The following is a 14,312-nucleotide window of genomic DNA, read 5'->3' on the forward strand; positions in this document are numbered from 1 at the left end:
GCCTTCTCTTTCCCTATAGAAGGCAATCTTCTCCTCTTTCCCTCTAAAGTCTTTCAGTGGAGAAATTCACAAGGTCCTCTGTAGATCCACTTAATGGATAGTTATAGAGGTTTGAAGGAGTATCCAGCTGCACTATATTCCCCTGATCAAGGAAGCATATTCTATCCCCCATCTTCATAGCTTCAAACCGTTCCTGTGTTGCATAGATCATTGTAACCCCCTGTCCACTCTCTTTCAATTCCTGGTGAAGAACCTTGATCCTTGTTCCCACTCTCCCCCTCACCCTGACATCAAGGTTTGATAGGGGGTCATCAAAGAGAACTACCTTAGCTCCTGTCACAAGGGCTTTCCCTATAGCTGCCAGCTGCCTTTCCTCCCCAGTTACACCCTTGGGCTTTTCTGAAAGGATTCCCTCTATGCCCAGTTTTTCAGAGAACTCTTTTACCCTTCCCTCAATCTCATCCTTGGATATTCCCTTCATCTTAAGGGGAAAGGCAATATTTTCATATATAGTCATATGGGGATAGAGCTCATGGTTTTGGGATACCAGTGATATCTCCCTTTTTTTGGGAGCAAGCTTATTAACCCTTCTCTTTCCTATCCATATCTCTCCTCTGGTCGGTTCCTCCAGCCCGCTGATCATCCTTAAAATTGTTGTTTTCCCGCAACCTGAGGGCCCTATAAGAACCATAAACTCTCCCTGATCAATTTCCAGATCCAATCCCTTAACCGCTGTAAATCCATTGGAATACATCTTTTCTGTTTTTATTAAACTAACTCCTGCCATCTCATCTCCCCCTTGCTCAACTCCCCCTCATTTTATATGAAATTAAGGGGATTATCTCTCCCTTTAACCTTATCTCTTATTATCAATAAAAGTTTGATTTCAAAGTTTCAGTCTATCCCTTCACTAGCCGTGGTTTTAGATAATCAACTAATCACATACCTCACCCTCTAAATCTGTCGTACAGAGTGTACAACGAAATTTTTGAGTTGTAAAATGTTTTATTTTTTGTACAATTTAGATAAAACCACCGTTATCCCGTCCTTCTAAGGTTGTAAGGGGATTAAGCTTCAAGAAATACTTTAACTATAAATCTTAAAATAAAGTGTGTTCAAAGGCAAAGAACAGACTCTTTGAGCCCTTTATTTTTAACTCCAAATATCTTCGGAAGGTCTATAGAGAAAAGGTAACCGATGAAATTTATAGTTACCTTTGTACCTTTGGAGATTCTACTTTTCCAATAAAAGTAGCGTGTTTCTCCACACTTTTTAATCTTGTGCAATTCCTTTTTATAGTGGAGCTAACCTCTAATCCTATCTTCTTAACAATAAAAAAAGGAAGCCCTTAGAAGCTTCCTCTTAATCTCTATAGTATCATCTCTTTTATCTTCTCCACTACACCATTTTCATTGTTGCTCTTAGCTGTATATCTGGCCTTCTTCTTCAGCTCTGGATGGGCATTTTCCATAGCATAACTGTAGTAAGCATCCTCTAGCATCTCCACATCATTTAAGTAGTCTCCAAAGGCCATGGTCTCCTCTGGCTTAATCCCAAGCATCTCCTGAAGCTTTTCCACTGCCACACCCTTATTGGCATCTTTATTTACTATATCTAGCCATATCCTTCCAGATACCGTTACCTTATACTTGATCTCATACTCTGTAAAATGGGGATGGCTGTTTTCCTCAGCTCCTGTAAAGTCACACAGGGTAACCTTTAAGATATCATCCTCTACCTTCAGCAGGTCCTCCACCACTTCATAGACCTCATAGTATTTTTCCACTTCCTGAATAAACTGGGGGTTTCTGCTCTCCACATAGGCCGCTCTCTTTCCGCACAGCACTATATCAGCTTCCTCTACCTTCCTCGCCTTGACAATGAGCTTCCCTGCATCTTCAGCTGGAAGGGCATTTAGAAACAACTCCTCCCCCCTGTGCACCACATAGGTTCCGTTTTCTGCCACAAAGTAAACATCATCCTCTATCTGCTTGAGGTTCTTTACCAGGTTGTAGTACTGCCTTCCACTGGCACTGGCAAAAAGAACACCCTTCTCCTTGAGCTTGTCAAAGACTTCCCAAAACTCCTCATTGATCATATGGTTATCATCTAAAAGAGTTCCATCCATATCTGTGATTACTAGTTTTATCATGCTGCCTCCCTATCTTCAAAGCTAATCTGCGACCTATTATCAGACATTAGCCTGTTCTCTCTATTCATATTCCGATAAAAACATTATACCATATATCCTTTTTAGATTAAAATAACTGTGGAGGTTAAAAAAGGATTTATGAATACTTTAAAGTAAATTCATATTAAGAAAATGTAGTAGAGGAGGATTGAAATGGCTTTTTACACCTTTGAATATACCCTGCCAAGGGGCTATTATCTAAAAGTTATCGATCACTATGAAGATACTAATCTGACCAGGGCTTATCTCTACAGGGGAAGGCGCTACCTGCAAAAGCTTATAAATGTAACTGAGTTTGAGGAAAACACTCCCAAGCTGGAGATTATAGCAAAATCTATTGAATTTATAGAACAGTTGGAAGAACAGATGAATTCCAGAATCGAGGTAAGATAATATGAGTGGATATAGCTTTTCATACAAGATATATAAGAAGTATATTGTAGATATTCTAGAGCACTATGAGGAGACAGATTATACCAGAGTCTTTATCTACAGAAAAAATGTCATCGGAAGGGATCTCATCGAGATAATGGACTTTCCCACCCATACTGAAAAGTCGGTGATCCTTGATGCTGCATCGAAATTTATAAATGAACTGGAAAAACTCATCTCCCCAGCCAGGTTCTCTCAAAAATTCGGCAAAAAAAGAAGGGGAACCTCCAGTAAGACCCCAGAAAAAACTTCTGAAAAATCCATAGAGGATCTATAATAAAAAAAGACCTTCCTACGAAAAGAAGGTCTTTTTTTAATTAAGCGGCTTTTACCTCCAGCTCCTGGGACTGATTCTTACTCAGTCTGTAGATGGAACCTATCATGAGAAATACACTGATCCACTGAATAGGACTCAGTACACTTCCGTTGAACACATAGTCGAAGATTATACTGGAGATTGGGAAGGCCAGCTCACATATAGTTGCAACATTGGCCTTTATATATCTAAGTCCATAGTAGTAGAGGAGAATAGCCCCGCTTCCACTTGTAAGACCTATTATAAGGAATATCGCCCACTGTTCCCTTCCTACACTGGTAAGCTCTCCCAGGCTTCCTGTGTAGACAGAGATAAAGAGCATTATAGTAGTTGTAAAGGTGTATCTCAGATAAACAGCAGTCCTAAACGCAGCATTTCTTAAGGCTCTCTTCCCAAAGACAGTACCGCTTCCAAAGGAAAAAGCTGCAAACATAGAAAGCATACAGGCCTTGAGCAGATTTCCATTATTTATAACCACTGGAAGGTTGAACTCAAAGGTTAAAAAATATCCTCCTACCAGGGCCAGTAACGCCCATCCAATGAAATTCTTCCCCACTCTTTCTCCAAGTATGACCCTCGAAAGAAGTATTGCAAATACTGGCTGAAGCTTCTGAAGAAGGGTAACTATAGTCAGGTGGTGAAAATCCATCAGAAACAGTGCTTTAACAATTGAAAGGGTTCCCAGTGCTCCCCCAAAGAGTGCTACCAGAAAGAAGTAGAAAAGATCGCTCTTGGGAAGCTTTCTGGCATTTTCTATCTCTGTCCTTCCAAATAACAGACTCATCCCCAGGAATGGTATGAAGTGAACCATAAATACCACAAAGGGAACCTTAAAGTGAAAGAGTCTAGGAATAAGAGCCACTCCCTCTAATCCCCAGAGGGCAGCAGCCATACATACAAATGTAGCTCCCTTCATCTCCTTGCTTTTAAATATATCCATCTTTACCTCCAATAATTTTGTAATAAAAAAGCCCTCATAGGGGCCCAAAAAACAAGTAATCAAAGTAAAGATTCAATTCATTGTCTCTATCTCATCCAGACTATCACTGTCGGTTCTGGAATTTCACCAGATCAGGAGAAGAATCTCCTCACGGACTATCACCGTCGGTGGGGAATTACACCCCGCCCCTAAAGACATCTATTTTTTCTCAATTATATCACTCCTATAGTTCTTTGTCAAAGCTAAAAGACAGCTAAGGTGCATAGTTGCTAACCTCAACTGTCATTTCCTACCAGATATACTGTATTCCTATGAGGGCCACAAAGTAGATCCCTGAGCTCGAGTCCGACTGAAACTCATCCTCAAACTTTGCATACCTGTATCCTGGGAGACCCAGCTCACCAAAGATTCGCAGGTCTGGAAGTATCTCCCTGTTATAGAGAAGATAGGGATATAGAGTAAGCTCCATAGTATAGTCTGCTGGGGTACCGCCTGAATACTTATCTGTGTCTATACCAGCCTCTATAGCAAAGGCCCAGCTCCTTGTAAGTTCATGTGTCCACCTGGTATAACTTTCAAGACCCAGTAGGTGGGTTCCGTTATATCCTCCATAGTCATAGTACTCATTGTATAAGGTGTTGAAGGTCTGGAACCCATATCCCCAATTGGTTGCAGATATCAGGTTGGCTTCCAGGGAGTATCCGTCATCCCCTGTGGTGAATACCTTGGCTCCCCAGAAATCAAATCCCCAGTAGGTTCCTCCCCTACCTATGTCTGCATTGGTTCTTATCCTGTACCTGAGTGCCAGCTCACTCTTTTCATAGTTTCCTCCGGCACTGCTGGGAATATCCAGCTGATCATACTCCCACATAAATCCAAGATCTGTGCTCCATACCCTGTTAAAAACCTCATGCTTCCCCATGTTTCTCACAAAGCCCGTAAGGTTATCCCAGCCAGTGAGGTTTCTTTCTCCATTTCCCAGATCTCTGTCATAGTAGAACTCCCTCTCTATGTCGTACTCAAAGTCCCACTTCTCATTTAGTGAAAGGTAACCCTCAGCGAGCTTCCACTCTATGAGGGAGTAGTCGTCATTATACTCATACCTTCCATAGTGCTTTATACTATTTTGCTCTGGGACCTCCTCATAGAAGTTCAGAACCTCTATCCCCCTGGTTTTCCCCACCACAGTTCTTTTCTGAAAATCCTCATAGTCCCTCGAATATATCACAGTTGAAAGAAGAAGCATCGTCATCAGTATTCTTAATCGCCTATTCACCTATGTATACCCCCTCTCTGTTAAATCCCTCTCTGTCCAAACCATCTATCGTATAACCCCTTCTGTCATACTTACTTCCTGTTTCCAGATTATTTCCCTCTATATCCCACTCAGCACTTTCTGCAGCAGATAATGAATTTACTGAATTCTCGGTGGTATTTTCTCTTCTTCCACTTCTGTCTAGGCCATCCCTGTCGTATCCCTCTCTGTTGTACTTGGTTTTAGTTTCAATATTTATTCCTGCCCTGTTGAAACCATACTCATCATACCTTGTGTGGGTACCTTTATGGTTTCCCCTCACATCGAAACCATAGAAGTCATACTTTTCACCGGTGAACTTAAAGATCCCCCTCCTGTTCCATCCAGATCTGCTGTAACCCTCCCTGTCATACCCATATTTATTGTAACCATCGTTATTGTAGCCATCCCTATCATAGCCCCTTCTGTCATAGCCTTCCCTGTTATACCCCTCAGCACTATATCCAGAAACATCATAGTAATCCTGAGTTTTCTCATTTAAGCCGTAGTAGGTCCAGCTACCTTCATTGTACTCCCTTCCAGTTACTCGATGAATTCCCTCTACACTCCAGCCCCTTTCATCGAACCTGGTTCCAGTGACTTTGTTATATCCCTCTGCATCAAAGCCCCTTTCATCATATCTGCTCTGGGTCTGTATATTTAATCCATTTACATCAAATCCCCTAAGGTTGGTCTTACCACCGGTTTCCCTGGAGATTCCATCTCTGCTCCATCCCTTCCTGTTATAGCCTTCAGAGTCGTATCCCATGGGGTCATAACCAGCAGAATCGTAACCAACCACATCATAACCATCTCTGTCATAGTAACCCTGAGTTTCCTTATTTAAACCATAGTAGGTCCACCCCTCCCCGTTGTACTCTGTTCCTGTATCTCTGTGGATCCCCAACTGGTCAAATCCATCCCTATCAAATCTATCGCCACTCTCTGAATAAATTCCATCTACATCAAAACCTCTCTCATCGGTATTTAAGCCTGTGTTCCCATGGGTTCCTCCTGCATCAAACCCAAGGTAGTCATAAGAGGAATCCGTGTATCTATTCCATCCATAGGTATCAAATCCCCTTCTGCTTATTCCTTCTGAACTATAGCCGACTACACTATAACCCTCCTCATCATAGAGGGACATGGTATGCCAGTTATGTCTTGTTACACTGTTAAAACCATCCTCAGCGTACCGGGTACATCCCGATAGTATTCCCGTGATAATAATTACCAGAAGAATGGGAATATATCCCTTTCTGTTAAAAAAGGCTTCCAATTTGCTTAATCCCGCTGACCCAATATGCTTGATGAAGTTCTGCCTGTAAAATGTGGTGTAGTTAAGGTTTTCAAAGGCTCGCAGCAAAAGTCCCCTGGCCACTATAAGGGTCAGAAATGAAGCTAAGAAAAACCCTATTCCTGTATATTCCTCCCCCTTAAGGGTGAAGAAAAATGTAAATACAGAGTTAGTCAGAAAGAATAGCACGCTTATCAAAAGGGCTTCCATCCTGGCATCCAGATAAAGGAATACAGTTATAAAGATTGAGATAAAAACCGTACAGAAGGCTGCAAATATAAATATTCTAAAGAGCTCCAACAGATATAGATCCATCTCAAAGTAATGAAATATTGTCTTTGCCATAAGAGCAAAGGAGAGACATATGAAAAATTGAAACTCCATGCAGTAGAATATCTCCCTCTTTAAAATGAACATCATATTTTCCAAGCTCCTGTTTATCTCATCCATAGTCCCCTTATATGAAATATGTGCATAATAGGTCTTATAGTCTGGAAAAAATTTAGTTTCTAAAAATACAATGAAATAAACCATACTGGGTATAGTTATAAAAAAAGCATAGAAGAGAGCTACCTCATAGAATGGGGCTGTCCTGAATGTACTTGATATTATATAGCTGTCCCCTATAAACCAATTTATAAAGATATGTACCCATACTCCCAGGGTATAAAATAAACCTGTAAAAAACAGTGAGGTATACCCCTTGAGATACCTCAAAAATGCAAACTCACTGCTCTCCCTCTCCTTGAATGTAGAGAGAAGGTGATAGGATAACATCAAAAATGTCAGAAACATTCCCACTGTATATGCAAGAAGAAGGTTTGTTGAAGGAATATTATCGGTTACCCTTATGGGCATCCTTCCCAGAAATACTCCCAGAAGAACAGCTAGAGTATTCCCCGCTATATAGGAGTAGGCAACAAACCGGTAGTTTTTAAGCACACTGACAAAACTCATACATATCCATGACGCCCCTAGAAGGGTAAATAGTGTTGTCGCTACTCCCTTGTAAAATAAGTTTAGGGGAGAGGACTGAAAGTAAAACTTAGCTACCAGGAAGGAAACTATTATCACCAGCTTCATTATCCCTATATAGGCTCCCCTCAGTTCATGGGTCTTTTTCTCATATATACAGTCGGAGATATACCTTGTGACTATATACTGCCATGGGCTCACAAGGATCTGGGAAAAGATAAAGGAGTAAACCACAGTAGCCATAAAAAGTATCCTTTCACTTCTGAGAACAATATATCCCTTGGCTATAAACAGCATCAGATTAAGACTGATTGCAGTTATTATCCAAGGGCCCACACTTATCAGTGTGGAATAAGCTATTGCTTTTAGATCTCCAAAGGTACTTTCACTCTCTGAAAACATCTTTCTAAGTTCAAATCCTATTCCTGCCATGTGTCCTCACCCAGCCTCTCATAGATCCTCTTATACCTGTTTACACTTTTTTCCCGAGGGTAGTGTGCTTTAACGATCTTTCTTCCGTTTTCCCCCAGTATCCTTAATCTGTCCCTATTTTGGTAAAGTTTTACAATCGCTTCAGCAAAGGTCGTATACGATGTTGGCGGGACTACTATCCCCGCTTCACCTATCTTCCTTTTTTCAGTAAGTATCTCCCTGCAGTTCCCCACATCTGTTGCTATCACAGGAATACCTGCGGCCAGCCCCTCAAGGATACATAGAGGCTGCCCCTCTGAGATAGAAGTCAAAAGGAGAAGGTCCAAGAAGGAGTAGTAGTTATCTACATCTGCCTCCCCTGTAAACTCCACATAATCCTCCATTCCCAGCCCTCTTACAAGGAGCATACACTCCCTGTAGTAATCTTTATTTTCATCTGTGGGACCAATGAGATAAAATCTTGCATTATGAACCTTTCTCTTGGCTACCTTTATAGCCTTTAGCATCATCTTTACATCCTTTATGGGAACAACCCTCAGCACTGCTCCCACATTAAACCCCACTCTCTCCTCCCGTTTTATCCTTTCAAACCTTCTAATATCCACACCATTGGGAATAACCTCACACTTCTCTGGAAGGGCTCCAAACTCTATCTGAAATCTTTTATTATAGTCAAAGAGCGAGATTACATTATGAGAATAATAATATGCCACCCTGGAAAGGTAGTAAAAGAACTCTACCCATATCTCCTTGAAGTCCTTTTCTATCCACGGGGCATTGAGGATCTCCTCCTCCCTCTCCCTTGGATATATTCCGTGTTCTGTAAGGATAACCTTCCCCATCCCCCTGTATCCTGCCACAGAAGCTATGAATCCAGCATATCCTGTGGCCACTGAATGATAGATCTCTGCCTCTGGTATCTCTATCTCCATCAGGGCAAAAAGATTTAAAAATATATTACGGTAGGTCCAGTAAAATATATTATAGTTCGTATTTTCATACCCTTTTTTATAGTGGTTCTCAAGAGCCTTCCAAAATAACTTACTAGCAACAATTTCAAAGGGATTTCCAAAGCCTTCCCCTACAACTCTATCCATAATCTCAAGGGATCTTCTGGGATCTATACTCTTAAAATCCATCGCCTCCTCTATCTCATCCTCCCAGGCCTCCCTCTTAGAAAGGTTATTTCTCATAATCCTCATAGAGGATGCGTCCATCTGAGGATTTAACAGGATATTCTTTACCTCTACTACATTTTTAGGAAGCTCATACCTCCTAACTGCAAACTCTTCCTTGGGTATAAGACAAAGTAGAGTAAACTCATGCTCCCCGTTGGTCCTTATAAAATCATCCACCCATGAGGAAACTCCTCCTACAACATAGGGATAGGCCCCTTCACAGATCATACACACCTTAGCCATCTTAGGCCACCCCCTCTCCATACTGAAGAAGCCCCTGAGATATCTCCTCTGCTTCCTCTGGAAATTTATTTTTTAGCTCCAAAACTCTTCCATAGTGATTTCTTTCATGGTAAAACCTCATTGCAAACTCAATTATTTCAAGGGAAGGGTCTGCATCAAGTAACCTTTCCACCTTTACCTGGCATGCCTCTAACCTGAAGGTGTCCTTTAACAGGTTCAGTTCCTCCAGAAGAAACTTCCCCTCTGAAAATTTTTCTAAGAGTTCCAGTGCCCCCTCCTGGTAGAACTTTAATATCTCTCCCTCTAAAAGTCCCGACCTGATATACTTCATATAGGAGTGAAAGACCTCTTCAAACTTCCCTTCCATTTCTCCCAGAAATATCTCCTCTTGAAGGGTCTCATCTATTCTATTTAGCTCTGTGGCAGCATAGTGAATAACATCTATGTCCTCATCTAGAAGAGCCTTCTTCAGCACCTCTACCTTAAAGGACAGTTCCGGGGGATTGAAGCTCATAAGAAACTTCTTCTTCTCCCTGGAACTCCCTGTGTAGAGCCTGTCGTAGGCACCTATCATTCCCAGCTCTGCTGACACATCTATATACTCAAGCTCCCTTCTGCCCTTAATATAGTTCCTAAGCTCCAACGTTTCCTCTACCTCGCTGTAGTGGCTTTCCCTTTCTGGAAGGATATCCAGAAAAAACAGCCCGCTAAACCCTACCCCTGGAAAGAGTATTATAAGTACATCAAAATAATTTATATCCCTTTTAAAGAATATCTCATTTATAATCCAAAATCCTCCTGTGAGTATCAGGTGATATACCCAAAAAGCCTTTAAGGGCATATCACGATAGTAGGCAACCTTTAATATGAGGTAGATATCCATAATAACTATTACTGCCAAGATTATTTTATACATTGTCCTTTTCATTATGCACCTCCCAGAAGTATTTCTCCCTCTTCCCTGTGGAACTTTATTAGATAGAGATTATACTCATTGGTAGAATCTATCAGGTAGAACTCTCCTCCCCTGACATCCTTTATCCTTTCCCTTCTGATTCTCATAAGGGTATCGATACCACCTTTAAATCCCTTAAAGTTAACCCTGATCCACTCCCCGAACCTTCCATACTCCATCTCTACATCCTCCAGTCCCATATACCTCTTAGTTGCTTCCACCTGTAGCTGAGGCTCCAAAAGAGGGAAGTGAGTATTGATGTCCTTAAAGATAGATTCATAGTTTACTTTTAACCTTTCCCAGGGCATACCTCCTCCCCTTCCTTCATCCAGAATATCATCTGGATGGAAGAAGTGGGAAACCATTCCATAGGTTGCTATTCCGTTATATATATTCCACATTACATCATCGTTGTAGAAGAGTCCCCAGGAAAACCTTGGGAGGGAGTAAAGTGTAGGATAATCGGGATCTCTTCCTATCTCCTGTAACAACACTCCCCTTTCATCTCCTGCAGTATATACTCCGCTGAGACTTTTGAGGTCTGGAAGACTTTTTATTAAAGCAGCCTTTCCCTCTCTTGTGAGAAGATTGGTGGGAGGAACATAGGAGTAGATCCTTACATCCTCTCCATAGAGGTTATCTAGTAACTTCCTCAGCCTCTTGAAGGATGAGATTATGTTTTCCTCGTTCCCCCAGGACTTATAACCGTGCATTTCAAAATCTATCCCTCCATCCAGGGCAAGAGAGAGATGGTTATACCCGTGGATTCCTAACTCTCCTCCATTCTGAAAGAGCTTTCGTCCAAGGTATCCCTGATCCTCTCTGTGTATCTGAAAGAACTTTTCCATCTTCTCCTTTTCCACCACATCATTGTACTGTCCTATTAAAAAACCGGTATATTTGATATTCTGTCTCCTCCCAATACCCTCCATATCCTTCCACCAGATATTTTTAAAGAAGCTACGGGTCTTCATTCGATACTCCCTGTAGAGATCTTCATCTCTTCCATCTGGAAGAGGTGCTGGAAAATCATCCAGATGGACCACCTTGGAGTTGAATATCGGCATTATGAAGTAATCATTTCCATAGGCGATTAGTTGGGAAAGTACTCCTCTGGTTATCTTACTTTCTAAAAGTGTGGTATTAGCACTTATCACTCTTCCCTTCCCTACTTCTCTCTCCCAGATTATCGGGGTATCGTAGTTATCCATTGCAAGAATTCTAACATCTGGCAGTAAGTCTACATCTAGAGAGGTCCCTGGCATCATCTCCCCACTGGGCTTTATATCCTCAAGTCCCGGAAAAAACTTCTCCTGAAAAATTATTCCCTCTGTCTCTATATAACTTCTGCTTCCTGTTACTCCCATGGATGAATTAAAGGGGCTCAGGGGAAGGGTAGACAGAAATATCAGATTTCCTCCCCTCTCTAAATAATTCTCTAAGAGATCAAAGTTGTCCCTGGACATTTCTCTGTAGGAGTTGCATATCACAATGATGCTGGCATACTCCTCTACCTCCTTCAGCTCCTCCAGGATACTCCTCTCGTCGTAGTCAACCTTGGAAAACTTAAATGATTCCCTCAGGCTTTCATATATCTCCCCTTTGCTTTCTGCATCTCTATAGAGGATTAGGTGTTTTTGGGGAGCCTGTATCTCCAGTGTCCCATCCCGTCCCTCCTCCAGCTGAAACTCCTCTACCTGCTTCAGGGAGTAGTGCTCACTCATCTCCGTAGTTCTCATATACTGAAATGCTCCGACTATAATTAGTATCACTACCATAAAGTAACTAAATCTCATAAAAATCAATCCCCTCTATGACCTCTCCCAATTTATCCAGTAGCAGCCCCTTGTTATGAACTTCCGTAGCAGGAAAGATGAATCTTACCATCCTGTCATCCATTCCCACAACATCCTCATCCCTTACTCTGCCCTCTATCATCCTGTGGAGCTCATGGGGAGCAGCTCCTCTGTGATTCCCCTCAAAGGCTAGAAACTCCATCTTGAAGAGTTTTTTTCTGTTGTTTTCCTCCTCCAGTCGCTTATTGAAGTAATCCATCTTCAAGATTCTGGTGCCCTCATAGATATTTTCCACCTCCTCACTATGCTGTCTCTTAATAGCCCTTACAAGGGATCTGTTCAGCCAGTGGGATATTACCTTAAACATCTCAAAGGTATACCTCTCCTGGATACTGAAGCTCAGCCTCTCTACATTGATAAAACCAATTATCTTCCCCTCAGTTACTACAGGGGCTATATATACCGGTGTGTCTCCTTCTATATCCAGAGGAAAGGCCATTGCTTCTCTTGCATCTATAACCTGTTTATGCGCCTCCCCCTCTTCGATCTGGAAGAAACTGGGAAGCCTTCCATTTCCAACCTTTAACTTCAGTCTGGCAAAGTTTTTTTCTGAGTTGTAGGTGTAGATGGAGATTACATCACAGTCTATAAACTGCTTAATATTCAAGATAGTTTTGGTAAATATCTCCTCTACTCCCATCTTATCCAATGATGATGTCAGGTGGTGGAGGGTGAGTATACTCTCCTTACTGTTTATAATCTGATTTTTTAACCTGCTGTTGGTGAAGGTAAGTTTTATATTATTTCTCTTCTGTCTTGTGAACCCCTTCTTGAGCCTGCTTATCTCATTTTCCATATGAATAATCTTTTCATCGGTGGAATCCCTCAGCTTACCTATAAATAGAGCTGTAAAGAAGAACATGAGAATAAACTTAGAGTACTCAAAGGAAGCAAAGAAGATTATGGGATCCCTCTCTACATTGAGGTAGGCCAGGAAGTAGAAGAAGGTTGCAAAGATCACCCCAAAGGTACTGAGATATGTCCCGTACCTCATAGATATTACTGCTACAACTATCAGCAGTGGGTGGAGGTTTAGCTCCAGAAAACCATGCTTAAATGGAGACAGATAAAAAAAGATAAAGTAAACTAACCCAGTATAGATAAAGCTCTCTGCAAAGCAGTAGAAGGACCTACCTTTAATCTCTCCTTTAGTTTTTATATTCATAACCTTCACCATCTCCTTCAGTTAAAGGAAGCCTTATAGGCCTCCACCTAATCATAATTTATATAGTAGTAGTATGTATCCACTGTATCTAAAAATACACCGTCAAAACCCGCTTCAGTTATCCTGTCTATATAACCCTCTATAATCTCTTGCCACTCTCTGTGCCAGTATTTAACAACATAGTTCCCCTCCCACCTGGGGTTTTCCTCCCCCAGCCACTCTGGAGGGTTATCGTTCCACCTCTTCTTCCAGTAGTGCCTGTAGTCCTCTGCCTCACCTATGCTCAGGTAGGAGACCACCAGTCTCCTTCCTCCGTTCCACTTATACCTTATCCTCTCGATATCCTTTTCTGTAAGAGCTTTTCCTTTAAAGAAGGCATCTATTACAAGAAGATCAAAGTTTGTTTTGGCAAGAGTATCTATATACTCCCTCTTGCTCCTGTATCTCTCAGGGTTTAAGAGGTAGAGAAAGTTTTTTACATCCTTCAGTTCTTCTATGTCCTCTGTATTTTCATAGGGTATCTTGCTATTTATCTGGGTGACCTCCCTGTTGGGAACATTGTAGTTTATGAATCCGGACTTTTTTGCCTCCCTGTCTGAGGTCCAGCTATTCCACAAGGTTTTTGTATAGTTGGTTGTAAATACAGCTAACCCCTCGCCCCTTACTTCCTTCAGTCTCTTCTCCAGAAGATTTCTATAGCTCTGGGGGCTTCTGCTGTTATACTCTGGATTCCCGTAGTAGATGGATTCCTGGGATATGCCGTCTATCCCAACAAGCCAATCTCTCATAAGCTCCCCATTCTTATAGTAGAGGTCCACAGCATTTTGCTGAATTACTATATATTCCTCTGGAAGTTGAGCATCTATATGTCTAATTAACCTCCTCATCTCACCTCTATAGTCCACTTCTCCTCCAAACACCTTAAAACTTCCTAAAAAAAACATGATGATTACCAGTATAACCTCTCTTTTTCCCCCCATAAACACTTCCTCCTCTATTATTACTTCATACATAAATAACCACCACTTTCCTTTTTCA

Annotated in this window: 12 protein-coding genes and 1 riboswitch; of the genes, 2 read left to right on the plus strand and 10 right to left on the minus strand. The window is 41.5% G+C overall.

Annotation, left to right across the window (positions count from 1 at the left end; all coding sequences use genetic code 11):
• Window positions 1–43 precede the first annotated feature (43 nt).
• Complete coding sequence (locus QMG11_RS11025) at window positions 44–787, minus strand: ABC transporter ATP-binding protein (protein ID WP_281835971.1); 744 nt, start codon at window positions 785–787, stop codon at window positions 44–46.
• 582 nt (window positions 788–1,369) lie between these two features.
• Window positions 1,370–2,152: an HAD family hydrolase gene (locus tag QMG11_RS11030; protein ID WP_281835972.1), complete on the minus strand. Its 783-nt coding sequence runs from the start codon at window positions 2,150–2,152 to the stop codon at window positions 1,370–1,372.
• A 192-nt stretch (window positions 2,153–2,344) separates the two neighbouring features.
• On the opposite strand from QMG11_RS11030, the gene QMG11_RS11035 reads away from it, so the two are divergent.
• Window positions 2,345–2,584, plus strand: a complete 240-nt coding sequence (locus tag QMG11_RS11035; protein WP_281835973.1) for a hypothetical protein — start codon at window positions 2,345–2,347, stop codon at window positions 2,582–2,584.
• A 1-nt stretch (window position 2,585) separates the two neighbouring features.
• Window positions 2,586–2,900, plus strand: a complete 315-nt coding sequence (locus QMG11_RS11040) for a hypothetical protein (RefSeq protein WP_281835974.1) — start codon at window positions 2,586–2,588, stop codon at window positions 2,898–2,900.
• A 40-nt stretch (window positions 2,901–2,940) separates the two neighbouring features.
• On the opposite strand, the gene QMG11_RS11045 is transcribed toward QMG11_RS11040, so the two are convergent.
• The 8 genes from QMG11_RS11045 to QMG11_RS11080 form a co-directional block, all read right to left on the minus strand.
• Window positions 2,941–3,879, minus strand: coding sequence for a DMT family transporter (locus tag QMG11_RS11045; RefSeq protein WP_281835975.1), 939 nt, complete (start codon window positions 3,877–3,879; stop codon window positions 2,941–2,943).
• Between the two features lie 79 nt (window positions 3,880–3,958).
• A riboswitch (FMN riboswitch) is annotated at window positions 3,959–4,078 on the minus strand.
• A 90-nt stretch (window positions 4,079–4,168) separates the two neighbouring features.
• The gene (locus QMG11_RS11050; protein ID WP_281835976.1) at window positions 4,169–5,155 is read right to left on the minus strand and encodes a hypothetical protein; all 987 of its coding nucleotides are present in this window, start codon (window positions 5,153–5,155) and stop codon (window positions 4,169–4,171) included.
• Entirely contained in the window at window positions 5,148–7,877 is a 2,730-nt protein-coding gene (pelG, locus tag QMG11_RS11055) for an exopolysaccharide Pel transporter PelG (protein ID WP_281835977.1), read from the minus strand. The genes QMG11_RS11050 and pelG overlap by 8 nt, the downstream gene beginning before the upstream one ends.
• Window positions 7,865–9,298: a GT4 family glycosyltransferase PelF gene (gene pelF / locus QMG11_RS11060; protein WP_281835978.1), complete on the minus strand. Its 1,434-nt coding sequence runs from the start codon at window positions 9,296–9,298 to the stop codon at window positions 7,865–7,867. Before pelF ends, pelG begins: the two co-directional genes overlap by 13 nt.
• Before the next feature lies 1 nt (window position 9,299).
• Complete coding sequence (locus tag QMG11_RS11065) at window positions 9,300–10,226, minus strand: hypothetical protein (RefSeq protein WP_281835979.1); 927 nt, start codon at window positions 10,224–10,226, stop codon at window positions 9,300–9,302.
• On the minus strand, window positions 10,226–12,049 hold the full coding sequence (locus tag QMG11_RS11070; RefSeq protein ID WP_281835980.1) for a DUF2194 domain-containing protein: 1,824 nt from the start codon (window positions 12,047–12,049) through the stop codon (window positions 10,226–10,228). Before QMG11_RS11070 ends, QMG11_RS11065 begins: the two co-directional genes overlap by 1 nt.
• Window positions 12,039–13,274, minus strand: coding sequence for a hypothetical protein (locus QMG11_RS11075; protein ID WP_281835981.1), 1,236 nt, complete (start codon window positions 13,272–13,274; stop codon window positions 12,039–12,041). Before QMG11_RS11075 ends, QMG11_RS11070 begins: the two co-directional genes overlap by 11 nt.
• A gap of 47 nt (window positions 13,275–13,321) precedes the next feature.
• On the minus strand, window positions 13,322–14,287 hold the full coding sequence (locus QMG11_RS11080) for an endo alpha-1,4 polygalactosaminidase (protein ID WP_281835982.1): 966 nt from the start codon (window positions 14,285–14,287) through the stop codon (window positions 13,322–13,324).
• Window positions 14,288–14,312: the final 25 nt, after the last annotated feature.

The organism is Propionigenium maris DSM 9537 (assembly GCF_027925155.1).
Classification (GTDB): domain Bacteria; phylum Fusobacteriota; class Fusobacteriia; order Fusobacteriales; family Fusobacteriaceae; genus Propionigenium; species Propionigenium maris.